This is a genomic window from Actinoallomurus spadix (assembly GCF_024055725.1).
GTDB classification, from domain to species: Bacteria; Actinomycetota; Actinomycetes; order Streptosporangiales; family Streptosporangiaceae; genus Actinoallomurus; species Actinoallomurus spadix.
On record NZ_JAMXMX010000026.1, the window covers coordinates 1 to 24,614 of the forward strand.

The following is a 24,614-nucleotide window of genomic DNA, read 5'->3' on the forward strand; positions in this document are numbered from 1 at the left end:
AACTCATCACGGCCATGGACAAGGAGCCACAGACCGGGAACGACCTCAACGGCCTCGGCATTCTCGGTGCGGTCCGCGCGGGGGTCTTCGCCAAGGTCGAAGAGCTGCGCCCGGGCGCATTCGGGACCTGGAAGACGGGGAAGACCGGCTGGTATGGCCCGCTGGCCAAGGTGCCCGCGCGAACACCGAGCCGGCCGATCGCCGCGTCCACTGACGCGGATGGCTTTCCCGGATCGCACCGGCCACTCAACACCGCCCCCAGCCCTAGCACAGACCACTGGGAAGCTGTGCCCAACGATCGGCAACAGCAGCAGGAGCAGCAGGAGCAGCGGGAGCAGGTCCGGCGGTTTTTGGAGCAGGAACTGCTGGAGCTGGTCGAGGTGGCCCATGACGGCGATTGTTTCTACATGGCGCTCAAGCTCACGCTTGAGGCCATGGGCGTTGTTCCCGTCGATGAACTCGATGTCCCTCAGATGCGGGCCATGTTCGCGCAGGCACTCGAAAATCCGGCCATCCGCGGCCTGATCCCCGATTCGGTGCTCGCCATCGCCGAGCAGGAGTGGCGCGCCGCCTACGACTCCGCCTACGAGCTCGCGGTCGCCGACGCGTTGCAGTCCGAGATAATCGACCCGCGGTTGCTGGAAGCCGACCACGGTGATCTTGATCCCTGGAAACAGATCGCCGACCAGATCCGCACGCCTCGCGGATGGGCCGACCAGGGTGGGGACCTGGTCCCCTGGCTGGCCCCGCACGTGTTCCCCGGCCTGCCCCCATTCCGCATCCGCCTCCTGCACCCCAACAGCACCGGAACCATCGGCCAAACCATCATCGGGGACACCCAATCCCTCATGGTCACCTTGGCCCACCCCACCAACCACTGGGACGCCACGAGGCCCGCGCAACTCCCGCTGGAGATGGAATGGACCGGCGGGGACGGGACAAGCGATGGTGCCGGTGCTGACGGCAGTGACGCCGGCGGGCCGGACGAGGACCCGGACCCCATGGACTGGGACCCCACCGCGTTGCAGGCATGGCAGGAAGTCGACGGGAACGACCCGGACTCCGGCACCACCCGATACGACACCACCCGATACGACACCACCCGATACGGCACCACCAGCGGGCAGAGCAGATACGACCGGTCCGGCTCCAACTCCAGCTTCGAGCTCGGCGCGCCCCTCCCCACCGCCTGGCACAACAACCCCCGCAGCCCCGAAAACAACTCCGACTCCGACTCCGGGTACGGCACCGAAGAAGAAACCGACAACGACAAGCCCAACATGTTGGCGGCCGCCTACGCCCGTGATCCCCGGCTCCGGGCCCTGCAAAAGGGTCTGCCGTCAAAGACGAGCGGGTCACCCACCACCGGCACTCAGGTCACCTCGGCTCGCGTCGGTACCACCGGCCACCACCGGCCGCCGGGCCCTTACATCACCCACGACAACGGCATCCCCTGGGCCGCGAGCAGCCACAGCGGCTACGGCCCCGACAAGGCGTGTGTCGAAGTCACCGTGATCACCCTTCGGTGAGCCGGTCCACCCGCCGATCGGGGACACGCGGGGACTGTACGGTCAACGGCTCTGTCGCTCTTTCGGTTTGCGCCGTGAGGCGCTGTTGGTTCGAGTGGGAGTGAGAGACCTTCGCCCCCGGTCTGTCGCAGCAGGCCGGTGAAGCTGAGGGCAGCCCGATCCGGGTGGTGCCGGGGAGGGTGGGAGCAGCCCTGACAAAGCCGGGGCGTGTCAGTACCGCCAGATGGTGCGGGTGTGGCGCACGCGCTACTTTCCGAACGCCGCCTGAACGACCCGGTCAGCAACCGTCGGAATCCCAAGGCTTCTGACCTTGCCCGACCCGCCCGGCTTGGGGATCTTGCGTTCCCGCACCGGCAACGGCCGGAACGAACCATCCTTCAGGCTGGTCTGAGCAGCTTCGAGAGATCTCCGAGAATCTCGCAGAGGCTGTGGCTAATATGAATCGGCCGCAGGCCGAGCCTCGTGGAGTCGTTGGGTCTGTTAAGAAGATAAATAGCTTCGTGGTCGGCCTAGCGGGACTAACCGCCGCAATCATTGCGATCTATCAGGCAGGGAAGGCGGCGCTCAAGAAGCTCGGGATTCACGTCAGCGCCAATAACGTCAACGGCGACAAGCTTGTGCAGTCCTTGCAGCGATGGGTAGTTCATCAATGGCATGACGTCGCTCACTGGCAAGCGCATATGTCCTGGTGGCAGATCATCCTAATCTTCGTAGTGGGGACGGTCTCGATACATAACAGTCAGTACGGCGAGAGCCCTATGCGCATTGGACTGCTATGTACTTTGCTGATCTGGGTGCTGTGGGCATCGACGCCGGCGTGGGGGCTTGTGTTGATGGTGATTGCCGCAGCTCTAATGGTTCTATGGATGGAAATCTTTTGATCATTGCTGCGTAAGGAGACCTCCCGACTCGCCCAAGACCGGCCTGTCGGGGGGAGTCGATTGCCACGTAGCCAAATGGAAAGCGCGCCTGGGGGCCAGTGCGACAAGCGCATCACGTGGCCCCGGATGCTTGATCATGCCGAATATGCGCCCAGAATCCCCACAGGGATCGTGTTGGTGCAGGTCAACGGCGTTTGGTGGTGGGACTGTAAATCCGTCGGCTCAGCCTACCCAGGTTCGAATCCTGGACCCGCCACATCAGGTGGGACGGCCCCTGACCAGCAGAGATGCGGTCAGGGGCCGTTTCGCTTTCATGATCTTCTGATCCTCGTGGATTCCGATCACCGGCCTATCTGGCACGCGTGTGGCACGGAATCTGAAGGGCGTCCGCACGCGCCACAGCGCCGCCTGCCGGGGTCATCCCCTCTGCCGTCGCTTCCGTCGCGATTGTCAGCGCTGCAGTGCGGTCGAGCCGGTCCAGCTGGCCAGAAGATCGAGTGCCTGGCGTTCGGGTGAGTCGGGCGCGGGCGAGTAGACGGTGATACAGAGCCCGGGGTCAGCGGGCAGATCGAGGGCTTCGTAGGGCAGGGCCAGGTCCCCGATGAGCGGGTGGTGGAGTCGCTTCACGCCGGAGCGGGGGAACTTCACGTCGTGCCTGGCCCACCGCCGGGCGAACTCGTCGCTCTTTGTGGAGAGCTCGCCGATCAGGTCCGTCAGGCCCTTGTCCCGCGGCGAGCGGCCGGTCTCGGTGCGCAGGAAGGCGACCGAGTCGTTGGCGGCTTTCTCCCACTCGGACCAGAAATCGGCGGAGCCAGGATCGAGGAACAGGAACCGCGCGGTGTTGACCGGACCACGCTGCGCGAACAACGGGGAATCGTAGACCGGGGCATACAGAGCCCGGCCGAGAGAGTTGGCGGCGAGGATGTCGAACCGTCCGTTGCGGATGTAGGCCGGCAGGTCGGTCATCGCGTCGAGCATCCGCAGAATCACCGGGCGGATCCGCCCAGGCGGAGCGGGTGGTCGGCGCTCGGACGCCGTGGCCGCGCGGGCCAGGTCGTAGAGGTAGGCCCGCTCGGCATCGTCGAGTTGAAGTGCGTGGGACAAGGAGTCCAGCACCGAGTCCGAGGCGCCGCTCAAGTTCCCGCGTTCGAGGCGGATGTAGTAGTCAACGCTCATCCCGGCCAGCAGTGCCACCTCCTCCCGGCGCAACCCGGTCACACGTCGATTGACACCGAAGACGGGCAGCCCTGCCTGCTGCGGCGTGATGCGGGCCCGACGAGTACTGAGGAACTGTCGCACCTCGTCGGCCCGCTCATGCCTTCCGCTGTCGGTCACCTCACCACCGTAGGTCGTGCGGCGGTGTGCTGGGAGGTACTGCCGTTACCCGGTAGAGCGGTAACTCCCACCCGCGCACGAATACGGGTCTCATGGGAGGGACCCAGCAAGGCAGAGAGACCCTGCAGAGCTTCGAGAAGTCGGCCGGCGAGCTCGGCGTTGAACACCTCGACCTGCTGGTCCTCCGCCAAGCCCTCCCGCACACCTGGAAGGACCGCAAGTGGCAGACGACCGATTCACAACGCATGCAGAACTCTTCGATCTGAGTGGAAAGCGCGCGCTCGTCACCGGTGGCACCAGAGGCATCGGAATGATGATCGCGCGTGGCCTTCTCCAGGCGGGCGGTCGCGTGCTCATCAGCTCTCGCAACGCAGAAGCGTGCGCTCAGGCGCAGGAGCAGCTGTCCGAATTCGGTGAGGTGCGGGCCATTCCCGCCGATCTGTCCCGCCATGACGAGTGTCGGCGACTGTCCGACCTCGTCACCGCCGGCTCGGAGCGTCTCGACATCCTCGTCAACAACGCGGGCGCCATGTGGGACGAGCCGCTGGCGACGTTCCCAGACGCGGCCTGGGACACGGTCGTCGACCTCAACCTGAAGTCGCCGTTCTGGCTGGTCCAGGCGTTGCTGCCCGCACTTCGCAGGGCGGGCACCGCGGACGATCCCGCGCGGATCATCAACATCGGCAGTATCGCCGCCATCCACATCCCCCAGCGGCCCAACTACTCGTACTCCAGCAGCAAGGCCGCACTGCATCAACTCACCAGAGTGCTCGCCAAGGAACTGGGACCGCAGCACGTCACCGTGAACGCCGTGGCGCCGGGACCGTTCCCGTCGACGATGATGGCTGCAACGCTCGATGAGTTCGGCGAGGCGATCGCGGCGTCGGCTCCACTCCGCCGGATCGGCCGCGACGACGACATGGCGGGTGCCGCCGTGTTCCTCGCCAGCCGGGCAGGCGCATACCTCACGGGCGCCGTGATCCCCGTTGACGGCGGCATCGCCACAACCGCGTAGGCCGCCAGGCGAGGACATCATCGACGCCGGCGAACCGTACTCCCGCAGGGTTCCGTGAACCCGCGACTTGACCTGGAGCGCGCTCCAGCAACGAGGCTCGTGCCATGAACACACCGACGATGGCCCTCGGAGCGATGTACTTCGGCACCAGGGTGGACGAACGGACCGCCTTCTCGATCCTCGACCGGTACGCCGAACTGGGCGGAGCCTTCATCGACACCTCCGACAACTACAGCTTCTGGACCTCCGAGACCGGCTTCGGCGGCCAGAGCGAGGCGCTGCTGGGCCGCTGGCTGGCGTCCAACCCCGGGGTCCGTGTCCGTCTCAGTACCAAGGTCGGTGCCCAGCCCACGCGGGTCGGCGGGTTCCCCGACCACCTCGAAGGGCTGCGCGAGGACGTCGTTCGCGGAGCGATGGCGAAGAGTTTGGAGCGGCTGGGCGTGGACCGTGTGGACCTGTACTGGGCGCACGTCGAAGACCCGACCGTTCCGGTGGAGAACCTGGTCGAGACGTTCGGCGGCCTGGTCCGTGACGGCCTGACCGCTCGCTGGGGCGTGTCGAACCACCCGTCCTGGCTGCTCGAGCGGATCCGGGCCACCGCCGAACACGCCGGCCACCCGCAACCAGGCGCGTACCAGCAGCGCTACTCCTACCTCCAGCCCGCCGGCGGCATGGCCGTGGAGGGTCAGCCGATCCCGCTGGGAATGCTGTCACCGGACGGCCTCGACTTCCTGCGCCGCAACCCGTCGGTCGACGGCTGGGTCTACACCGCCACCCTCCAGGGCCGATACGACCGCGACGATCGCCCGCTCGAGATCGAGTACCGCCATCCCGGCACCGAACGACGGCTGGCGGCGCTGAGCCGCGTCGCCACTGCGCGCGGACTCCGACCGGGCCAGGTGGTGCTCGCGTGGCTGGCCTCCGGGAGCCCGGCGCTGACCCCGATCGTCGGAGCCGGCAGCGTCGAACAGGTCGAGCAGGCCGTGGTAGGCGCGTCCACCATCCTCACCGAGGAGGAGCTGGCGGCGCTGGACGGCGCATAGGCGACGACGACGCGAGGCCGACCGCCGGCCGCACGCTGACCTGGCCACCACGACGGCCGAGCCGCCGGGGTGACGTGCCCTCGCCCTGATCGCCGGCAGCGCCGTCCCGGCGGAGCGGCCGACCGAGCAGGTGGCGATGGGGGAGACTGCCGGAGCATGGAGTTCTTCTGCTATCACCGTGATCGGCCCGGCTCGTTGGCGCTGCGTTACGAACTGTCGGAGCGGCATTGGTCCTACATGGACCGGTACGCGAGGGAGCTGATCGCCCGCGGTCCGACATTCGCCGATGACGGGGAGACGCCCACCGGCAGTGTGCACATCGTCGACCTGCCCGATCCGGCAGCCGCCCGCGCGTTCGCCTTCGACGAGCCGAACTACCAGGCCGGCGTGTACCGGGATGTGCTGGTGCGCCGGTGGCGGAACATGCTGGGGCGCACGATGTGGGACTTTCCCGGCGGCCGGACCGGCGGGGACCGCTTTCTGGTGCTCGGTCTGGGCCCGGAGAAGGACGCCGAACTCGTCCTGCCGCCCGGCGAGGACGAGCTGATCGCCTTCGGGCCGCTGCTGTCCGACGACGGCGCGGCCTGGGTGGGCACGGCGGTGCTGGTCAGGGCGCCGGATCCGGACGCGGCGCGCGCGGTGCTGGCTCCGCACCGGTATGCCGGCGTCGAGGTCCACGCGTGGGAGTTCGGCGGACGCCGGTAACGCGGCCGTCGCTCACCTTCGTGTCCGCCCGGCTCCAGGTTCAGGAGGGTAGGGGGACGCCTGGCCCACGCCTCGGACCGGCTGGGGGATCAGATGTCCAGAGCCTTACGGACGACGACCCGGTCTTTCTCCTTCTCGGCTTCGGACAGCTCTTCATAGGGGAGCTTCTGCTCGGGAGGTGCCCATTCGCCGTTCCGCTCGAGCCATGCGTCGTGCACCTTCGCGCTGGCGGACTCCATGAAGTCGCTGCTTCCCGTGTCAACGCCCTCTTTCTTGGCGTCCGTCACAAGGTGAACCGCCACACGCGCGGACTCCTTATTTTCCTTCTGCCAGTCCGCCGGCAGATCCCCGTATCTCGTATTGGCGATGTCGACCTGATCCGTGCCGTGTCTGCTGATCCACGCCGAATCGGTGGTGCTCTTGATCCTCGGCTCGAAGGTGCCGTCTTCCAGGCGTCGCGGGGCGCGCCATTGTTCGTGAAGGCGGCCGGCCACGACGTCGACTCTCTTGGAGGTGCTTCTTTCACCGAGTCGAGTGAAGATGCGCCCGAGGCTCCTCATGGCGTCCTCGATCATGCCGAAGAACCGTTTGGCCGTACCGGCCAGGCGAGGCAGCAACTCCGGGAAGTAGGCGACCGCGACCGCGGCGGCCGCCGCGGTCGCGGCGAGCAGGCCGATGATCCACTCAAGGTAACTCTTGCCGGTCCGCAGGCCATCGGCCGTCGTGTGGAGGCGGTGGGCTAGGTCGTCGGCTCGGGGAAGCGCCCCCTGGCCACCGGTGAAGTGAGTCCGGACCGCCGTGGCGGCCGGGCCCTGGTTGGTGTTCCCGAGCCGGATGGCGCCGACGCTGTCATCGGCGAGTCCCGCGTGGTGGGCGGCGGCCTTGTCCAGCACGGCGATGTGTTCGTCGAGCAGGCGGAGATCCGGCAGCGGCGGAACTCCGAGGATGCTCAGCCCGGCGGCGACGACCGGGTCGCTCAGGACACTCACGCTTCCACCTGTCCCGCTCGCTCGGCGAGCGTGGCGAGAAGATGCTCGGTGGCGACGTTGGTCTCCGCCATGATCGTCTGGCCGTCGCCGGTGTCCCGCAGAGCCGTGCCGAGCTGCTCGCAACGCTCCAGCAGCGATCGTCTCAACCGCGAATAAGGCTCGGAGAAGGCCAGGTAGGGGAGCGGGGATTCCTCTCCCCACTCCTGCTCCAGCCTGCCAACAAATTCCTGGTACTCCTCCGCCAGGGTCCGGAAACCTCGCCCGGAGGTGTGCCGACCATCGGCGTCGATCCTGATTCGCTGCTCCATCAGCTTTCACCCACCGTCCAACCGTCGCAGCATCTCGTCGAGTGTCGCCGTCAATCGCGCGTATCCGCGGTCCGCCTGCGCCTCCATTTCGTCCAGGCGGCGGACCAGTGTCTCCGGGTCCAACGGTGCCGGTGCCGGTGCCGGAGGGTCTTCGCCTCTGGCCAGCCGGTCGTTCTGTGCCGCGCGCACCGCCGAGACGATATGGCCGGCCAACTCCTCGGAACGCAGCCGCAAGAGGCGAGGATCCAGGTCCAATCGCTCCAGCAGGCCGTCGGAGCCGACTCGGGCGCACACTCGGCCGTGCGCGGCCTCTCCGATACCGGACGGGTCGCCATCGACTTCGTCGGAATCAGCCATCGACACTCCAGAGCTCACCGCGGCTTCGTGAACGAGGACTTGCATGAGGCGAACGACGGGGCGGTCCGGTCCACTGTTGATCTTGGTTGCGGAGGCAGCCTCCCACACCTCGGTCAAGGCGCGCGGGAAGATGTCGTCATCGGCCGATCCGGCGACCGGCGGTCTGTGGCGCCGCTCGTTAGCCGGTGGCCGAGGCGGCCATCCGGGTCAGCTGCAGGATCCGGTGGACGGCGGGGTGGGGCTCGCCGCAGAGCCGGAGCGATCCTCCGGCGGCCTTCGCGTACGCGGCGGCCTTGCGTACGGCGGTCACTCCGGCGCAGTCGATGAAGGTCAGGGCGCTGATGTCGAGGATCACCTCGGTGCGGCCCTCGTCGATGTGCGTGAACAGCGTCGTCCGCAGCCGGTCGGCGTTGGTCGCGTCGACCTCACCGGCCAGGGCGACACTCACCTGATCACCGATGGTGCTGGTGATGATCACGGCGGTGCCGAATGGGTGCCCGGCCGGCGTCGACCGGGGAGCGGGGTGTGTCAGCACCTCTTGAGCGTCTCCCTCCCAGTAGTGACGGTCAAGTGTTCATGAAATAATATTCCGTAAACAACGCTCATGAGTCGAGGGGTCGGTCGCCGGTGACACCGGGGCTGGAGAGGGAGATCACGTGAGGCAGGGCGGCGGTACGGCCGATGAGAAGCCGTGGACCTTCTTGACCAACCATGCCCGGGTGCTGATCGTCATCACGCGTAACCCGCAGACGCGCCTGCGTGACATCGCCGACACGATCGGCATCACCGAACGCGCCGCGCAGACGATCGTCAACGATCTCGAAGAGGCCGGCTACATCGCCCGGACCAAGGTCGGGCGGCGGAACCACTACAGCGTCGACCCCACCCGCCCGTTCCGGCACCCCGCGGACGCCGACCACCGCGTCGAAGGGCTCCTCACGTTGTTCGCCGACCACGACGACAAGCACGAGTCCTTCGAAGCGCCGGCCGGTGACCGGGCGGTGTCCCGGTGAGCGCTCCCGAGCAGCCGGTCACCATCCTCATCGTCGAGGACGACCCGGGCGATCAGATCCTCATCCAGGAGGCGTTCGCCGATCACGACGCCGGCGTCGCGCCGCGGCTGATCCTGCTGGAGGACGGGGAGCAGGCCCTCGACTTCCTCTACCGCCGCGGCGCGTACGCCGACGCTCCCCGCCCCGACCTGGTGCTCCTGGACCTCAACCTGCCGAAGTACAACGGGCGGGCGGTGCTCGAACAGATCAAGTCCGACGCGGAGCTGCGGTCGATCCCGGTCGTCATCTTCACGACCTCCGCCAGCCTCGACGACATCAGCGCCATCTACCTGCTGCGCGCCAACGCGTACGTGACGAAGCCCGTGGACCTCGACGCCTTCACGACCGCGATCCAGCGCATCAAGGGCTTCTTCGTCCACACGGCCCGCCTGCCCCGTACCTCACAGGCGGCCTGAGGCCCGTCAGGTCCGTTCGGCCCCGACCTCCGGCACCGACTCCAGGGCCGGTTCGGCGGGGGCCGGGCCCGGGTGGAGGATTCCGAGCCGCTGCGTGGCGCGGGTGAGGGCGACGTACAGGTCGTTCCGGCCGCGCGGGGAGGCGGCCAGGATCGCCGCGGGGTCGGCGATCAGGACCGAGTCGAACTCCAGGCCCTTGGCCTGGCGCACGGTCAGCATCACCACGCGGCGCTCGAGGTCCGGGTCGGCGCCGTAGGCGAGCTCGGGGACGGCGGCCGCGACGGCGCCGGCGAGTTCCGTGAGCCGGGTCTCCGGGACGATGACGGCGAGACGGCCGTCCCCGAGCGCCGCCGCCTCCCGCGCGGCGCGCTCGGCCAGGATCCCCGGCAGGTCCTCCGGCGCGGTGGACAGGCGCCAGGGCGGCACTCCCGTCTCCCGTACGGAGCGGGGCGGCCGCAGGCCGGGGTCGAGCGCGGCGAGCAGACCGGCGGCGACGGCCATGATCTCGGCCGGGGTGCGGTAGTTCACGGTCAGCTGCGCGAGGCGCCACCGCTCGCCGACGTGCGGCCGCAGCACGCCCTCCCACGAGGACGTGCCGGCCGCGTCACCGGTCTGGGCCACGTCACCCACGATCGTCATCGAACGGCTCGGGCAGCGCCGCATGAGCAGCCGCCACGCCATCGCCGACAACTCCTGCGCCTCGTCCACGATCACGTGCCCGAACGTCCAGGTCCGGTCGGCGGCGGCCCGTTCGGCCACCGTCCGGTGGACCGTGACCTCCTGCCGTTCGGCCAGTTCCTCCTCGCCGAGCAGGTCGGCGGCGGTGAGGATCTCGGGCTCGTCGCCCTCCTCCAGGTCGATGGACCGCGAGCCGATCGTGATGTCGAGCACGCCCCGCGCGTAGGCGATCTGCTCGCGGCGTTCGGCCGCGGCCCGCGCCCTGGCCCTCGCCTGCGCGCCGACCGTACGGTCGTCCGCGCCCAGGAGTTCGGCGGCCTCGTCCAGCAGGGGAACGTCCGCCGGCGTCCAGCCACCGCCCGGCTCCCGCCACAGCGACGCCCGCTCCGCGCCGGTGAGGCCGGGTGCGGCCGAGGCGAGGCGCCGGGGATCGGCGAACAGGTCCTCCAGCAGCCGCTGCGGGGTCAGGCTCGGCCACATCGCGTCGAGCGCGGTCCGTACGCCGGCGGCGGCGGCGAGTTCCGCGCGCAACTCCGCCCGGTCGGACTCGTCGAGCAGCGGCCGCCCGTCCCCGTCGCCGTCCTCATCGCCGTCGGCGTCGAGCAGGTCCCCGGGGTACCCGGCCGCGAGCAGGGCGCGTACGTCCGCCTCGCCGAGTACGCCCCGCCCGTCGCCGCCGTCGAGGGGCAACCCGTCGTCGTCGAGCACGACGGCCTCGATCCGCTCGGCGGCCTGCCGGGTGAGCAGGTCGAGGATCTCGCGCACGAAGATCCGTCGAGCCTCGTTGTGGAGCACCGGACCGCTCAGCGCCACCGCCGCCGCGCGACGGTAGTCCTCTTCCTCCAGCCGCAGCGTCCCGTCGCCGTACGGGATCTCCACCGGACCGGCGGCCGGGGCTTGCCGGTCCCGTACGGCGGCGGCCACCACGTCGGCCATCAACGCCCTGCCCTTGACCGCGGCGGCCTCGGGCGGTTCGGAGCGCCTGGCGTCCACGCCGGGGAACAGGCCGCCGATCGTGGACAGCAGCACGTTCGTCTCGCCGAGGCCGGGCAGCACCTGGCCGATGTACCGCAGGAACGTCGCGTTCGGGCCGACGACCAGGACACCGCGCTTGGCCAGGTGCCGGTGGGTGTACAGGAGGTACGCGGCGCGGTGCAGCGCGACGGCCGTCTTGCCCGTGCCGGGTCCGCCCTGGACGACCAGCACGCCGCGGTGGTCGGAACGGATGATCTCGTCCTGCTCCGCCTGCAGCGTCTCGACGATGTCCCGCATCCGGCCGGTACGCCCGGCGTTGACCGCGGCGAGCAGCGCGGCCTCTCCGATCAGTCCCTCCTCGTCGGCGGTGTCCAGCGCCTCGCTGTCCAGGACCTCGTCGTCCAGGTCCACCACGCGGCGCCGGCGCGTGGTGATGTGGCGACGGCGGCGTACGCCCTCCGGCGCGGCGGCGGTGGCCACGTAGAAGGGGCGGGCGGCCGGCGCGCGCCAGTCGACCAGCAGCGGGTCGCCCTCGTCGGAGTCGTCGAGGATGCCGATCCGGCCGATGTAGCGCCGTCCGCCGGAGCGCAGGTCGAGCCGGCCGAAGCACAGGCCGTTCTCGGCGGCATCCAGCTTCGCGACCCGCTCGGCGTACCGGGCGAACGCGGACTCCCGCTCGACGCGCGCCTGCCGGGTCCCGCCGTTGTCCCGCAGGGCTTCCGCCAGCCGCCCGGAAGCCTGTTCGCGCAGCTCGTCGACCCGCCGGTAGAGCATCGCGACGTATTCCTGTTCGTGCTCGAGCTCGCTGTTGGACAATTCCGGCCCTCCGTTGATATACTTGAAAAGAGAACTGATGTGACCATCGATATGAAGATAAATCGACAGTCAGAATAGTTCTTTTCTCCTCTCCGTGGAATGGCTTCGGGCCGGTACGCGGACTAATCTCCGGCCCTGTCACGGCGATGACGGCGGCGTGACGTCACGCCCGGACAGGACCAGGAGGAGCGGCACCGCCAGGAGCACGCACGACAGGCCCGCCAGGGCCGGGTACCCACCGGCGGACAGGAGAAGGGTGGAGGCCAGGCTGGCTGCGGCCGCGACGCCCCACACCGCGGCGTCGACCGCGCCCTCGACGCGGGCCCGCTCATCCGCGGGCAGGTCGCGGGCGAGCAGGCCGCTGCCGCCGACGAAGCACAGGTTCCACCCGTACCCGAGCAGGAACAGCGCGCCGGCCCGCGACCCCATGTCGCCCTCCGGCACGACCGCGGCGAGCAGCGCCGCGACGGCCAGCGACACCAGTCCCGCGAGCATGACCGGGCGGGCGCCGACGCGGTCGAACAGCCGCCCGGTGACCGGCGACAGCGCGAACATCCCGAGCGTGTGCGCCGACAGGGCCAGCCCGACCGCGCCGAGCCCCTGGCCGTGCAGGTGCATGTCCACGGGCGCGGCGGTCATGACGGCGACCATGACGACCTGCGCGGTGACCATGACCGCCAGCGCGGACCGGGCTGCGGGCGTGCGCACCAGGTCGCGCAGCGGCACGGGAGACGCGGCGACCCGCACGCGGCCCGCCGGTGCTCCCAGGGCGGCGACCGCCGCGGCCGCACCGGCGACCGCCGCGGCGAGGAACGGTCCCGTCATCGCGGCGGCGCCGAGGCGGCGCGCGACGCCGTTCGACGGGCCGAGCAGCAGCGGACCGCCGACCGCGCCGACCGTACCGGCCCAGACCAGCACGCCCAGGGCGAACCCGCGCCGGTGCCCGGGGTACAGGTCGGCGGCCGCGTACCGCGACAACTGTGCCCCGGCGTTGCCGAGGCCGAGCAGGAGCATGCCGGCGGCCAGCACGAGGACGTCCCCGGCGGCCACGGCGACGACCGCGAGGCCGGCGCCGAACGCGGCGGCGGCATACCCGAGGATCAGCCCGGCGCGCCGGCCCCGCCGTTCCGCGAGCCGGGTCAGGGCCAGCGCGCCGACGCCCGTGCCGACGACGCCCGCGGTGTTCGGCACCGCGCCCCAGGCCGCGCCGAGCGCGTCTCCCGCCACGATCACGGCGACCGCGCTCGCCATGGCCATCGCCGCGTTCATCAGGGCGGCGCCACAGAACAGCGCCGTCATCGAGCGTCCGCGCGGCACGGACGCGGTGTCCCGGGATTTCATGACAGGGGGCGTTCGCATGCGTAAGACGCTAGAAAATCCGTCGCCGCGGAAGAACGGGTGATCAGCGGAGATCCGCCGGATCCGCCGCTTGTTCGCAAAGGAATTACCGGTGCAGGGTTTTCGAATGGACAGACCGCTGGATCAGACGGACTGGCGCATCCTCGCCGAGCTGCAGCGCGACGGGCGCCTCTCGTACAACCGGCTCGCGCAGAGCGTGCACCTGTCGCCGCCGGCCGTCGCCGAACGCGTCCGCCGTCTCGAGGAGACCGGGGTGATCGCCGGGTACTCGGCGCGGATCGACGCGGCGCGGGCCGGCCTGCCGTTGACGACGTTCGTGCAGATGCGGTGCGCGCTCGGCAGATGCCTGCTGAAGACGACGACGGCCGAGGACTTCCCCGAGGTCACCGAGGTGCACAAGCTCAGCGGGAGCTGGTGCTCGATGCTGCGGGTACGCGTCGCGTCGATGCGTCATCTGGAGGGGCTCCTGGAGCGCCTCGGCGAGCACGGGGAGATGAACACGCATGTCGTCCTGTCCACGCAGTACGAGGGACGTCCCGTGGAGGCCCCGGTGGACGAGGAGCGCCCGGTCACGCGCTCGTCCGGCTGGACCCGCTGAGCACCGCCGCGGGTCACCGTGCCGCTTCCGCGCGGCGAGCCGTCACGGGGTGTAGGCGCTCACACAGTGTCAGAGTCAACGGCGATCAGTCTGGTCTGCCCGAATAGAGTGTTCCTGGACAAGAATCCGATTCGGTTATCGGAGGTCGCGTGGACGCCCAGGACTTCGCAGACGTGCTCGACGCCGTACGGACCTTCGTCCGCGAGCGGGTGATTCCGCGTGAGGACGAGATCGAGACCACGGACCGCATCCCGGACGACCTCCGGCGGGCCGCGGGCGACATGGGCCTCTTCGGCTACGCGCTGCCGGAGGCGTACGGCGGGCTCGGCCTGTCGATGAGCGAGGAGGTGCGCCTCGCATTCGAACTCGGGTCCGCGAGCCCGGCGTTCCGGTCGATGTTCGGCACCAGCAACGGCATCGCGGGCCAGGTCCTCGTCAAGGCCGGGACCGCCGAGCAGCGGGACCGCTGGCTGCCGCGGCTCGCCGCCGGGGAGGCCGTCGCGGCGTTCGCGCTCACCGAGGCGGAGGCGGGCTCCGACCCCAGCGCCCTGGCGACCAAGGCGGTACGCGACGGCGACCACTACCGGATCGACGGCGCCAAGCGCTTCATCACGAACGCGCCCGAGGCCGACGTGTTCATGGTGTTCGCCCGGACCGGCGGCGAGGGGTCACGGGGGATCTCGACGTTCATCGTCGAGGCGGGCACGCCCGGCCTCACGGTCGGGCCGTCCGACGAGAAGATGGGCCAGCGCGGCGCGCACACCGCCGAGGTCCTCTTCGACGGCGTACGCGTCCCGGCGGACGCGATGGTCGGCGAGGAGGGCACCGGCTTCCGCACCGCGATGTCCTCGCTCGCGCACGGCCGGCTGCACATCGCGGCCGTGTGCGTCGGCGTCGCGCAGCGACTCCTCGACGAGACGGTCGCGTACGCCAGGGAGCGGCGCCAGGGCGGCCGGGCGATCGGGGAGTACCAGCTGATCCAGGGGCTGATCGCCGACTCGCAGACCGAGCTGTACGCGGGCCGCGCGATGGTGCTGCGGGCGGCGGAGGCGTACGACGCGGGGGAGGACCGCAGGCTCGGCCCCTCCTGCGCGAAGTACTTCTGCTCGGAGATGGCCGGTCGCGTCGCCGACCGCGCCGTCCAGATCTTCGGCGGCATGGGCTACATGCGCGGTGTCGTCGTCGAACGGCTGTACCGCGACGTGCGCCTGTTCCGGATCTACGAGGGGACCAGCCAGATCCAGCAGGTCGTCATCGCCCGCCAGCTGCTCCGCTGACGCACGGGGCGTACGGCCCTGAACGAGCGCGCCCATCCGTACGGAGGGCGGGGCGGCGAATCGATTTCGTGTCCGGGCCGCGCAGCGTGTATGGTTACGGAGCGCGGAAGGGCGCACGCCCCCTTAGCTCAGTCGGCAGAGCGTCTCCATGGTAAGGAGAAGGTCTACGGTTCGATTCCGTAAGGGGGCTCTAGCAGCCGATATCCCGGTCCGCCGCAGTGGACCGGGGTTTCGTCTGTTCGGGCACGCCCGGAGAGTCCGGTATTCTTTTCTCCGGTCGTCCCGACCCGCGGCGGAGTAGCTCAGTCAGGCAGAGCAAGCGGCTCATAATCGCTGTGTCGCCGGTTCAAGTCCGGCCTCCGCTACCACCTCACCGCCTCCCCTCTCGCAGGGGAGCGGTAGGTCGTTGTCCAGTGTCCCTCACCAGAAAGGCACTCCCTCGTGGCTGCCACCGACGTACGGCCAAAGATCACGCTGGCCTGCCAGGAGTGCAAGCACCGCAACTACATCACCCGGAAGAACCGGCGTAACGACCCGGATCGCCTGGAGCTGAAGAAGTACTGCCCGAACTGCCGTAAGCACCAGGCGCACCGCGAGACCCGCTGAGGCGGTAGCGGGCTCGCCGGCCGGCGTTCCCCAGCGTTCACAGCCCGTCCCGGCCCAGTCGCCGGGGCGGGCTGAAGCACGTCTGTTAACGTCGCAGCAACGATCACCCGGCGCGGACGCGGGTATCCCCGGGAAGGGACGGATTGAATGGCGCTCAACCGCGATTTCATCGGGCGGGCCTTCCCGCCCTCGGAGCCGTACGAGGTCACCCGGTTGAAGATCCGGGAGTTCGCGGACGCCATCGGCGACCTGAACCCGGTCTACCGCGACCCGGAGGCGGCCAAGGCCGCCGGGCACCCCGACGTGATCGCGCCGCCGACCTTCCCGATCGTCATCTCGCTCACCGGCGCGGGCCTGGCCGACCCCGAGCTCGGCCTGAACTACGCGATGGTCGTCCACGGCGAGCAGCGGTTCGAGTACAACCGGCCCCTGCGCGCGGGTGACGTCGTCACCGCCGAGTCGACGATCGCCGGCATCCGTTCCATCGGGCGCAACGAGCGCCTCGACCTGCAGACCGTGATCACGACGGTCGACGGCGAGCACGTGTGCACGTCCCACAACGTCATCATCGAGCGAGGTGCCTGACCATGGCCGCCACGGTGAAGTACGACGAGGTCGAGGTCGGCCAGGAGCTCCCCGCCAGGACCTACCCGGTCCAGCGGCTGGACCTGGTGAAGTACGCCGGCGCGTCCGGTGACTTCAACCCGATCCACTGGAACGAGCAGTTCGCCAAGTCCGTCGGCCTGCCCGACGTGATCGCGCACGGCATGTTCACGATGGCGCAGGGCGGCCGGTACGTCACCGACTGGGCCGGCGACCCCGGCGCGGTCGTGGACTACGGCGTGCGGTTCTCCTCGATGGTCGTCGTGCCGAACGACGGCGGCACCGAGATCGAGATCACCGGTGTGATCGAGGACAAGCTCGACGGCAACGAGGTCGTCGTCGCGCTGACCGCCCGGTCGGACGGCCAGAAGGTCCTCACCCGCGCCAAGGCCAGAGTCCGCCTCGCCTGATGGCGGTCCGCTGCGAACAGGTCCGCCTCGCGGGCTACACGACTCTGCGGCTCGGCGGCCCCGCGCGGCGGTTCGTCGAGGCCACGACCGATGACGAGCTCATCGACGCCGTCCGCCGCGCCGACCGGGAGGGCGAGCCGGTGCTCGTCCTCGGCGGCGGCAGCAACCTCGTCGTCGCCGACGCGGGCTTTCCCGGCACCGCCGTGCACGTCGCCACGCGCGGCGTGACCACGGGGGCGGGGAGCCCCGGCGACGGCCGCGTCCTCGTCCGGGCCCGCGCCGGTGAGGAATGGGACCCGTTCGTCGCCCGGTGCGTCGAGGAGGGGCTGTCCGGGGTCGAGTGCCTGTCCGGCATCCCCGGCCTGCTCGGCGCCACGCCCATCCAGAACGTCGGCGCGTACGGCCAGGACGTCAGCGAGACGATCGTCGAGGTCCGCGCGTACGACCGCGAACGCGGCGAGGTCGTCGTCCTCGGCCGCGACGCCTGCCGGTTCGGCTACCGCAGCAGCGTGTTCAAGGGCGCCGACCGGCACGTCGTGCTCGAGGTGACGTTCGCGCTGAGGAACGACGACCTGTCCGCCCCGATCCGGTACGCCGAGCTCGCCCGGACGCTCAGGGTCGACCCCGGGGCCCGGGTGCCGCTCCGCGACGCCCGCGAGGCGGTCCTCGGGCTGCGCCGCGGCAAGGGCATGGTCCTCGACCCGGCCGATCCGGACACGCGGAGCGCCGGGTCGTTCTTCACCAACCCGATCCTGGACCCCGACCAGGTCACCGACCTGGAGAAGCGCGTCGCCGACCGGCTCGGCCCGGACGCGGCGTTCCCGCGCTATCCGGAGCAGGATGGGCGCGTGAAGACCTCGGCGGCCTGGCTGATCGACAAGGCGGGCTTCACGAAGGGGTACGCCCGGGGACCCGTCCGGATCTCGACCAAGCACACCCTGGCGCTGACCAACGCGGACGGGGGGAGCACCGAGGACCTCCTCGTCCTGGCCCGCGAGGTCCGGGACGGCGTCCGCGCGGCCTTCGGCGTCACCCTCGTCAACGAACCCGTCTTCGTCGGCGTCCGTCTCTGACGGGCGGGCCCCGCACCCGTCCGTCAAGGGCGCGGGACGTCTCCACGCGCGTGCCGCCTGGTCAGGAGAGCACGTGCGGAGCGTCGTCGATGCGCGTGCCGCCTGGTCAGGGGAGCAGGACGTGCAGGACGTCGTCGACGCGCGTGCCGTCCGGGCGGTCGAACCGGGACCGCTGCACGCTCTCGCGGACGAACCCGGCCTTCTCCAGCACCCGCTGTGACGCCGTGTTGTCCGTCATCGTCCCGGCCACGAGCCGCTGCACGCCGATCTCGAACGCCCAGGCGCCGACCAGGCGCACGGCGCGGGTCGCGACGCCCCTGCCGCGGAACTCCGGCAGCATGCTGTAGCCGATCATCGCCTGGCGGCTCCACGCCTCGTAGTAGAGGCCGATGTCCCCGGCGAACGCGTCGCCGACCCGGATCGCGAAGTCGGCGCGGTGACCGGCCAGCCACTCGCTCGCCGCGCGCTCGCACCGCCGTACGACCTCGGCGCGCGGCCGCTCGTGCGTGAACACGGACCGGTGGCGGACGTCCGGCAGGTTCATCAGCGCCCACAGGTCGTCCGCGTCGGCGGGGCCGAGCGGGCGCAGGGTCACCTCGCCGTCGCGCAGTTCGCCGTCCCGCAGGTCCGGCAGCGGCCGCGCGGCCGGGCCGGGGGGATCACCCGGCAGCCAGGCCCAGACGACCTCGTCCGGCCGGCCGCCGCCCTCCGGGCCGCTGCCGCGCCGCACGGACTCGCGCGTGAACCCGGCGTTCAGCGCGACGCGCTGGGAGACGGTGTCGGCGACGTCGGTGACCATCTCCAGCCGTTCCTCGGCCCGCTGGGTCAGCGTCCGCAGGGCCTTGCTCGCGACCCCTCTGCGGCGCTCCTCGGGGATCACCCAGACGCCGACCTCCCGGACGCCGGGCCGCGTCTCGATCAGGCTCAGTCCGCCGGCCAGCCGGTCACCGTCGAGGACGGCGTGCGTGACGGGGAGATACGGGGCCAGCCGGGCGGCTTCTTCGGCAGTCGCGGTACGGAGGATCACGGTGTCCGATCATTCCATTTCGTCCGCCGCCGTGCGGGTCGTTCCGGGCGGTGTCCTGAGCCAGGCGTCCACTCCGTCCAGGAGGCGTTTCTGCGTCTCGCCGGGGGCCGCCGAGCCCCGGATCGAGTGGCGCGCCAGCTCGGCCAGCTCCTCGTCGGTGAACCCGTGGTCCCGGCGGGCCAGCTCGTACTGACAGGCCAGCCGTGACCCGAACAGCAGCGGGTCGTCGGCGCCCAGCGCGATCGGCACGCCCGCCGCGAAGAGGCGTCGCAGGGGCACGTCACCGGCTGCGGCGTAGACGCCGAGGCCGACGTTGGACGACGGGCACACCTCGAGGGTGACGCCGCGATCCGCGACGCTGTCCATCAGGGCCGGATCCTCGACGACGCGCACCCCGTGCCCGATCCGGTCGGCCCGCAGCGCGTCGAGGCAGGCTCGTACGCTCGCGGGGCCGAGGAGCTCACCGCCGTGCGGCAGGGAGAGCAGCCCGGCCCGCTTGGCGATGGCGAACGCCCGGTCGAAGTCGTGCGCCCGGCCGCGCCGCTCGTCGTTGGACAGGCCGAACCCGACGACCCCGTGCCCGGCGTACTGGGCGGCGAGCCGCGCCAGCGTCCGGGCGTCGAGGGGGTGCCGGGTCCGGTTGGCCGCGATGATCACGCCGATGCCGACCCCGGTGGCCGCGGACGCCTCCCGGGTCGCGTCCATCACCAGGTCGGTGAAGGCCGTCAGCCCGCCGAACCGTCCGGCGTACCCGCTCGGGTCCACCTGGATCTCCAGCCAGCCGGAGCCCTCCGCGGCCTCGTCCTCGGCCGCCTCGCGCAGCAGCCGCCGCACGTCGTCCTCATCCCGCAGCACCGAACGCGCGATGTCGTACAGGCGCTGGAACCGGAACCAGCCGCGTTCGTCCGTGGCGCGCAGCCGGGGAGGCCACTCCTCGACGAGGGCGTCGGGCAGGTGGACCCGGTGTTTGTCGGCGAGCTGGACGAGCGTGCGGTGGCGCATCGAGCCGGTGAAGTGGACGTGCAGATGGGCCTTGGGCAGAGCGGTGATGGGACGGGCCTCCATGCACCGATCTTGCCGTACGCGCCGCCCGGACCTGCGGCGACCTCCCCCGAACGGCATCGGTGCGCGGTGGCCCGAAAAAAACTTCGAGGAACCGTGCAACCTCCCCTGGGGCCCACGCGTAGATGAGGGGCGCGAGAGTCAAACCGCGCCGAAAGGGATAGATGTGATCGTTAACCTGAAGCTGGCAGCACTGGCCACCGGCGCCGCGGGCGCCATCGCCGCCGGCGGCTTCGCCTACGCGGCCGTCGGGAGCAACTCGCCGGCGCCGTCCGCCAAGCCGGTCGCGGACACCGCGAAGGAGGTCGCCAAGCGGGCCGGCGGCGCGCTCCCCAGCGCCGCGCCGACCTGCGTGACCGTGCCCCAGGCCAAGCTGCCGAACGGCAAGCTCCCGAAGGGTGAGCTGCCGAAGGGTGAGCTGCCGGAGACCAAGCTCCCCAAGGGCAAGCTGCCGAAGGGCGAGGTGCCCAAGGCCGAGCTGCCCAAGGCTCAGCTGCCCGAGAGCAAGCTCCCCACGGACAAGCTGCCGAAGTCGGGCGAGCTGCCGCAGGCCGCCGAGAAGGGCAAGACCGCCGCGAAGCCGAACCTGCCGCTGCCCACGGACAAGGCCAAGGCGCCGTCGACCCTCCCGGCCGGCGCGGTGAAGGCTCCGTCCGGCAAGGCTCCGGCCACCCTGCCGACCTGCGCGCCCGGCCAGGTCCAGGCCGCGCAGAGCGCGCCCAAGCCCGCCGTCCCCTCCGTTCCCGTCGCGAAGCCGGGGCTGCCGAAGGCTCAGGTGCCTGAGGCCAAGCTCCCGTCCTGCGACTCGGTGCCGGCCGTGATCAAGACCGAGCGTTCCAAGGCGAAGGACGTCACGCTGCCCACCGGCCTGCACCTCGCCGCCGCCCACAGCCACTCGATCACCATCCAGAGCGGCAAGATCTGCGCCGTCGCCCAGAAGTTCACGGCGGCCGGCGGCAAGTACCTCACGGTCGAGCGGCTGAACGTCCCGGCGCAGGTCACGGTCAAGGAGCTGGCCGCGGACCTCAAGCTCCCCGAGGGCGACGTGGTCTCGGCCGGCGGCATCCAGACCTGGCAGAGCCCGCTGAGCACCGGCATGCTGTGGATCTCGGACAAGGGCTACGCGATCTACCTCACCGGCAGCCCGGCCTACTCGGCCCAGCTCCCGGCGATCGCCACGCAGCTGCGCCGGCTGCACTGAGGCTCGGCGCGGGTGGCCCTGCGCGGTGGGCCACCCGCGACCGATCGACATGAATAGAGGGCCTACGACGGACGGAGTGCCGTGGCGCGTCGAGACGACGAGTCATTCGTCGAGTTCGTGGCGCAGCGTGGGACAGCGCTGCTTCGGACCGCCCAGCTGCTGTGCGGGGGGCGGACGGATGCGGAGGATCTGCTGCAGACGGCCCTGGAGAAGGCGTATCGGCACTGGGGCAGGATGAAACCCGGCGCCGACCCGGAGCCGTACGTCCGCAAGATCCTGGTCAACCTGTCCGTGAGCCGGGCCAGGCGATGGCGCGTGCTGCGGGAGGTCCAGATGGCCGCCCCGCCGGAGACGCCCACGGCCTCCGAGGCGGGCACCGTCGAGCTGCGCGGCGTCCTCATCGAGGAGCTCAAGCGGCTCGGCCCGCGCCAGCGGGCCGTGCTGGTCCTGCGGTACTGGGAGGACATGTCGGAGGCGGAGACGGCCGCCATGCTCGGCTGCTCCGTCGGCACCGTCAAGAGTCAGGCCGCGCGAGGCCTCGCCCGGCTCCGCGAACGAATGGGAAAGTCCGCACAGGCGGCGGCGTCAAGGGGGTGAACCATGGAACTGGAGGATGAGCTCCGGCAGGCCATGGCGGAGCATGTCACGGGGGTGTCCGCGCCCCGCACGCTGGCGCATGAGGCGCGGCGCCGTCACCAGCGGACGGTACGACGGCGGGCGACCATCGCGGTCGCGGCCGCCGGGGTCGTGGTCGCCATCGCGGTGATCCCGACCTATCAGGCGGTCCGCCCGCAGCCGGTCAGCGCTCCGGGACCGGAGGGACGGCACACCGGGGGCGGTGGGGCCACGACGTCCGGATCCGCCGCGCCGTCGCCGTCCACCGCGCACGGCGGCGGTTCCACGGCGCCGTCCGCGAGCCCGTCGGCCAGGACGCACGCGGAGACGCGGCCGTCACGGCACCCGGGGGCCGGTGGATCGCACGGCACCGTGCCGGACGCCGTCAAGGCGCTGCCGTCCTACCTCCCCGAGGGCATCGACCCGCACGACACCTGCCACACCGGCGCCACCGGGGCCCGCCGGACGACGACCTGCCGCTGGACCGGCCCGGTCGGCTGGATCGAGGTACGGCTCGTACGGGACGCCACGCTCAAGGAGCCCGGCGACATGGGGTTCACCCCTCCCTCTGCGCAGCACGCCAAGGTGCACGGCCACGCCGCCCTGCGCGCCACCGCCGGCGCGACGTTCGGCCAGGTCACTTGGATCGAACGGTCAGGGCTCGGGGTCTGGGTCGGGGTCAGCCCGACGCTCGGCGCCCGGCTCATGAAGATCGCCGAGGGCGTCCGCGTCGGCTGAGCGCCGGGATACCGCCGACCGCGCCCGCCGGGGCCCGCCCCACGGTTCCGAGGCCACACCGAAGACGCCCCACGAGCACCGTGGCACTCGTGGGGCGTCGTGGCGTCCGCTCGGGTCGGATCCGCCGGCTCAGTGGGCCTCGGACAGCAGCTTGGCCACGCGGCCGACGCCCTCGGCCAGGTCCTCGTCACCGAGCGCGTAGGACAGGCGGAAGTAGCCCGGCGTGCCGAACGCCTCGCCCGGGACCAGGGCGACCTCGGCCTCCTCGAGGATCAGCGCGGCGAGCTCCACGGAGGTCTGGGGGCGCTTGCCGCGCAGCTCCTTGCCCAGCAGCTCCTTGACCGAGGGGTAGGCGTAGAAGGCGCCCTTCGGCTCGGGGCACACGACGCCGGGGATGTCGTTCAGCATCCGCACCATCGTCTTGCGGCGCCGGTCGAACGCCGTGCGCATCTCGGCGACGGCGGACAGGTCGCCGGTCACCGCGGCGAGCGCCGCCGCCTGTGAGACGTTCGCCACATTCGAGGTCGCGTGCGACTGCAGGTTGGTCGCGGCCTTCACGACGTCCTGCGGGCCGATCAGCCATCCCACGCGCCAGCCGGTCATGGCGTACGTCTTGGCCACACCGTTGAGGACGAGGGTGCGGTCGGCCAGCTCCGGCACGACCACCGGCATCGAGGAGAACTCCGCGTCGCCGTAGACGAGGTGCTCGTAGATCTCGTCGGTGACGACCCACAGGCCGTGCTCGGCGGCCCAGCGGCCGATCTCGGCGACCTGCTCACGGGTGTAGACCGCACCGGTCGGGTTGGACGGGGAGACGAACAGCAGCACCTTGGTCCGGTCGGTGCGGGCCTGCTCCAGCTGGTCGACGCTCACCAGGTAGCCGGTGGTCTCGTCGGCGACCACGTCGACCGGGACGCCGCCCGCCAGCTTGATCGACTCGGGGTAGGTGGTCCAGTACGGCGTCGGCACCAGGACCTCGTCGCCCGGGTCGAGCAGCGCGGCGAACGCCTCGTACACCGCCTGCTTGCCGCCGTTGGTGATGAGGACCTGCGACGCCTCGACCTCGTAGCCGGAGTCGCGCCTGGTCTTCTCCGCGACGGCGGCCTTGAGCTCGGGCAGCCCCCCGGCCGGCGTGTACTTGTGGAACCGGGGGTTGTGGCACGCCTCGACGGCAGCCTCGACGATGTAGTCCGGAGTCGGGAAGTCGGGCTCGCCGGCGCCGAATCCGATCACCGGACGCCCCGCGGCCTTCAGCGCCTTGGCCTTGGCATCGACGGCGAGGGTCGCGGACTCGGAGATCGCGGCGATCCGAGCGGAGATTCGAGAGCTCATACCGCCTATCGTCGCAGACGACGCGGCAGGTCTCAGCTCGATATCCCCCTTACGGCGCCGGGGCTCCGCGGACGCGCGGAGGGTCTGATCGGCGTTTGGTTCGACGCGGGGGCGGTTTGGGACGTAGACTGCGTGACCTAGTGGCGTCCTGCATGGTTCTCGCGTGCCATGATGGCGACACTGATGAAGGGCAGTAGCTCAATTGGCCAGAGTCCCGGTCTCCAAAACCGGTGGTTGGGGGTTCGAGTCCCTCCTGCCCTGCGGAATACGGTTCGTGCACGGCGCGCACGTGCGCGGGCGTACTGAACGCACGCCCACACCGGAAGTTCGCGACACAACCGACTGAGGGGATGCGTCGACACCAATGGCGACCGAGACGCGCGGCGAGGCCGCGACCAAGGACAAGGAGAAGTCCGTCACGAAGCGGACCTCCCCTCTCCTCTTCTACCGCCAGGTGGTCGCCGAGCTTCGCAAGGTCATCTGGCCGACGCGAAACGAGCTCATCACCTACACGACCGTGTCGCTGGTCTTCGTGATCATCGTCGTGGCGATCGTGTTCGGTCTCGACAACGCCTTCTCCTGGGCTGTGCTGAAGCTCTTCGGCTGATCGCGTG

At 70.5% G+C, this 24,614-nt stretch carries 27 protein-coding genes and 3 tRNA genes; 20 read left to right on the plus strand and 10 right to left on the minus strand.

Going from position 1 to position 24,614, the window contains the following annotated elements:
* On the plus strand, positions 1 to 1,529 hold a 1,529-nt coding region (locus NE235_RS29785; protein ID WP_252808739.1), incomplete at its 5' end, for a hypothetical protein.
* A 437-nt stretch (positions 1,530 to 1,966) separates the two neighbouring features.
* The gene (locus NE235_RS29790) at positions 1,967 to 2,410 is read left to right on the plus strand and encodes a hypothetical protein (RefSeq protein WP_252808741.1); all 444 of its coding nucleotides are present in this window, start codon (positions 1,967 to 1,969) and stop codon (positions 2,408 to 2,410) included.
* 450 nt (positions 2,411 to 2,860) lie between these two features.
* Here the strand turns inward: NE235_RS29790 and NE235_RS29795 are convergent, their stop codons facing one another.
* On the minus strand, positions 2,861 to 3,745 hold the full coding sequence (locus NE235_RS29795) for a helix-turn-helix transcriptional regulator (RefSeq protein WP_252808743.1): 885 nt from the start codon (positions 3,743 to 3,745) through the stop codon (positions 2,861 to 2,863).
* 220 nt (positions 3,746 to 3,965) lie between these two features.
* Here NE235_RS29795 and NE235_RS29800 point away from each other — a divergent pair, with 220 nt between their 5' ends.
* The 3 genes from NE235_RS29800 (at position 3,966) to NE235_RS29810 (ending at position 6,508) form a co-directional block, all read left to right on the plus strand.
* Complete coding sequence (locus NE235_RS29800; protein WP_252808745.1) at positions 3,966 to 4,760, plus strand: SDR family oxidoreductase; 795 nt, start codon at positions 3,966 to 3,968, stop codon at positions 4,758 to 4,760.
* 104 nt (positions 4,761 to 4,864) lie between these two features.
* The gene (locus NE235_RS29805) at positions 4,865 to 5,803 is read left to right on the plus strand and encodes an aldo/keto reductase (RefSeq protein WP_252808747.1); all 939 of its coding nucleotides are present in this window, start codon (positions 4,865 to 4,867) and stop codon (positions 5,801 to 5,803) included.
* A gap of 156 nt (positions 5,804 to 5,959) precedes the next feature.
* A complete protein-coding gene (locus NE235_RS29810; protein WP_252808749.1) occupies positions 5,960 to 6,508 on the plus strand; it encodes a YciI family protein in 549 nt (182 codons plus the stop codon).
* Positions 6,509 to 6,597: 89 nt separating this feature from the next.
* Here the strand turns inward: NE235_RS29810 and NE235_RS29815 are convergent, their stop codons facing one another.
* The 4 genes from NE235_RS29815 to NE235_RS29830 all read right to left on the minus strand — a co-directional run bounded on the left by NE235_RS29815 (position 6,598) and on the right by NE235_RS29830 (position 8,697).
* The gene (locus NE235_RS29815) at positions 6,598 to 7,401 is read right to left on the minus strand and encodes a hypothetical protein (RefSeq protein ID WP_252808752.1); all 804 of its coding nucleotides are present in this window, start codon (positions 7,399 to 7,401) and stop codon (positions 6,598 to 6,600) included.
* A gap of 92 nt (positions 7,402 to 7,493) precedes the next feature.
* Positions 7,494 to 7,805, minus strand: a complete 312-nt coding sequence (locus NE235_RS29820) for a hypothetical protein (RefSeq protein ID WP_252808753.1) — start codon at positions 7,803 to 7,805, stop codon at positions 7,494 to 7,496.
* Positions 7,806 to 7,811: 6 nt separating this feature from the next.
* The gene (locus NE235_RS29825; RefSeq protein ID WP_252808755.1) at positions 7,812 to 8,162 is read right to left on the minus strand and encodes a hypothetical protein; all 351 of its coding nucleotides are present in this window, start codon (positions 8,160 to 8,162) and stop codon (positions 7,812 to 7,814) included.
* Positions 8,163 to 8,340: 178 nt separating this feature from the next.
* Positions 8,341 to 8,697 (minus strand): STAS domain-containing protein, encoded by a 357-nt coding sequence (locus tag NE235_RS29830; RefSeq protein ID WP_252808756.1) that lies wholly within the window; start codon positions 8,695 to 8,697, stop codon positions 8,341 to 8,343.
* A gap of 121 nt (positions 8,698 to 8,818) precedes the next feature.
* Between NE235_RS29830 and NE235_RS29835 the strand changes: the two genes are divergently transcribed.
* Entirely contained in the window at positions 8,819 to 9,175 is a 357-nt protein-coding gene (locus tag NE235_RS29835) for a helix-turn-helix transcriptional regulator (RefSeq protein ID WP_252808758.1), read from the plus strand.
* Positions 9,172 to 9,630 (plus strand): response regulator, encoded by a 459-nt coding sequence (locus tag NE235_RS29840; RefSeq protein WP_252808760.1) that lies wholly within the window; start codon positions 9,172 to 9,174, stop codon positions 9,628 to 9,630. Before NE235_RS29835 ends, NE235_RS29840 begins: the two co-directional genes overlap by 4 nt.
* 6 nt (positions 9,631 to 9,636) lie before the next feature.
* Here NE235_RS29840 and NE235_RS29845 read toward each other — a convergent pair whose 3' ends face one another.
* A complete protein-coding gene (locus NE235_RS29845; RefSeq protein ID WP_252808762.1) occupies positions 9,637 to 12,099 on the minus strand; it encodes a HelD family protein in 2,463 nt (820 codons plus the stop codon).
* Positions 12,100 to 12,237: 138 nt separating this feature from the next.
* Positions 12,238 to 13,458 (minus strand): MFS transporter, encoded by a 1,221-nt coding sequence (locus NE235_RS29850; RefSeq protein WP_252808764.1) that lies wholly within the window; start codon positions 13,456 to 13,458, stop codon positions 12,238 to 12,240.
* 106 nt (positions 13,459 to 13,564) lie between these two features.
* On the opposite strand from NE235_RS29850, the gene NE235_RS29855 reads away from it, so the two are divergent.
* The 8 genes from NE235_RS29855 to NE235_RS29890 all read left to right on the plus strand — a co-directional run bounded on the left by NE235_RS29855 (position 13,565) and on the right by NE235_RS29890 (position 18,025).
* Positions 13,565 to 14,056: an Lrp/AsnC family transcriptional regulator gene (locus NE235_RS29855; RefSeq protein ID WP_252808766.1), complete on the plus strand. Its 492-nt coding sequence runs from the start codon at positions 13,565 to 13,567 to the stop codon at positions 14,054 to 14,056.
* Positions 14,057 to 14,205: 149 nt separating this feature from the next.
* Positions 14,206 to 15,333 carry an acyl-CoA dehydrogenase family protein gene (locus tag NE235_RS38415; protein WP_252808768.1) on the plus strand — a complete coding sequence of 376 codons (1,128 nt, stop codon included), beginning with the start codon at positions 14,206 to 14,208 and terminating at the stop codon, positions 15,331 to 15,333.
* A 117-nt stretch (positions 15,334 to 15,450) separates the two neighbouring features.
* A tRNA-Thr gene (locus tag NE235_RS29865) sits at positions 15,451 to 15,523 on the plus strand.
* A 101-nt stretch (positions 15,524 to 15,624) separates the two neighbouring features.
* A tRNA-Met gene (locus tag NE235_RS29870) sits at positions 15,625 to 15,701 on the plus strand.
* A gap of 73 nt (positions 15,702 to 15,774) precedes the next feature.
* Positions 15,775 to 15,939 (plus strand): 50S ribosomal protein L33, encoded by a 165-nt coding sequence (gene rpmG, locus NE235_RS29875; protein ID WP_252780260.1) that lies wholly within the window; start codon positions 15,775 to 15,777, stop codon positions 15,937 to 15,939.
* Positions 15,940 to 16,086: 147 nt separating this feature from the next.
* A complete protein-coding gene (locus NE235_RS29880; protein ID WP_252808770.1) occupies positions 16,087 to 16,524 on the plus strand; it encodes a MaoC family dehydratase N-terminal domain-containing protein in 438 nt (145 codons plus the stop codon).
* A 2-nt stretch (positions 16,525 to 16,526) separates the two neighbouring features.
* A complete protein-coding gene (locus NE235_RS29885; protein WP_252808773.1) occupies positions 16,527 to 16,952 on the plus strand; it encodes a MaoC family dehydratase in 426 nt (141 codons plus the stop codon).
* A complete protein-coding gene (locus NE235_RS29890; protein ID WP_252808775.1) occupies positions 16,952 to 18,025 on the plus strand; it encodes a UDP-N-acetylmuramate dehydrogenase in 1,074 nt (357 codons plus the stop codon). Before NE235_RS29885 ends, NE235_RS29890 begins: the two co-directional genes overlap by 1 nt.
* A 106-nt stretch (positions 18,026 to 18,131) precedes the next feature.
* Here NE235_RS29890 and NE235_RS29895 read toward each other — a convergent pair whose 3' ends face one another.
* Together NE235_RS29895 and NE235_RS29900 are read right to left on the minus strand one after the other, a co-directional pair.
* Entirely contained in the window at positions 18,132 to 19,052 is a 921-nt protein-coding gene (locus NE235_RS29895) for a GNAT family N-acetyltransferase (RefSeq protein ID WP_252808777.1), read from the minus strand.
* A gap of 9 nt (positions 19,053 to 19,061) precedes the next feature.
* Positions 19,062 to 20,117, minus strand: a complete 1,056-nt coding sequence (locus NE235_RS29900) for an adenosine deaminase (RefSeq protein WP_252808779.1) — start codon at positions 20,115 to 20,117, stop codon at positions 19,062 to 19,064.
* A 163-nt stretch (positions 20,118 to 20,280) separates the two neighbouring features.
* Here NE235_RS29900 and NE235_RS29905 point away from each other — a divergent pair, with 163 nt between their 5' ends.
* From NE235_RS29905 to NE235_RS29915, 3 genes are all read left to right on the plus strand, one after another.
* Positions 20,281 to 21,315 carry a hypothetical protein gene (locus tag NE235_RS29905; protein ID WP_252808781.1) on the plus strand — a complete coding sequence of 345 codons (1,035 nt, stop codon included), beginning with the start codon at positions 20,281 to 20,283 and terminating at the stop codon, positions 21,313 to 21,315.
* 81 nt (positions 21,316 to 21,396) lie between these two features.
* The gene (locus NE235_RS29910) at positions 21,397 to 21,912 is read left to right on the plus strand and encodes a SigE family RNA polymerase sigma factor (protein WP_252808783.1); all 516 of its coding nucleotides are present in this window, start codon (positions 21,397 to 21,399) and stop codon (positions 21,910 to 21,912) included.
* A 3-nt stretch (positions 21,913 to 21,915) separates the two neighbouring features.
* Complete coding sequence (locus NE235_RS29915; RefSeq protein WP_252808784.1) at positions 21,916 to 22,668, plus strand: hypothetical protein; 753 nt, start codon at positions 21,916 to 21,918, stop codon at positions 22,666 to 22,668.
* Between the two features lie 129 nt (positions 22,669 to 22,797).
* Here NE235_RS29915 and NE235_RS29920 read toward each other — a convergent pair whose 3' ends face one another.
* Entirely contained in the window at positions 22,798 to 24,000 is a 1,203-nt protein-coding gene (locus tag NE235_RS29920) for a pyridoxal phosphate-dependent aminotransferase (protein ID WP_252808786.1), read from the minus strand.
* 187 nt (positions 24,001 to 24,187) lie between these two features.
* Here NE235_RS29920 and NE235_RS29925 point away from each other — a divergent pair.
* Both NE235_RS29925 and secE read left to right on the plus strand, forming a co-directional pair.
* Positions 24,188 to 24,261 (plus strand) — tRNA-Trp (locus NE235_RS29925).
* Between the two features lie 103 nt (positions 24,262 to 24,364).
* Positions 24,365 to 24,607 carry a preprotein translocase subunit SecE gene (secE, locus tag NE235_RS29930; protein WP_252808788.1) on the plus strand — a complete coding sequence of 81 codons (243 nt, stop codon included), beginning with the start codon at positions 24,365 to 24,367 and terminating at the stop codon, positions 24,605 to 24,607.
* Positions 24,608 to 24,614: the final 7 nt, after the last annotated feature.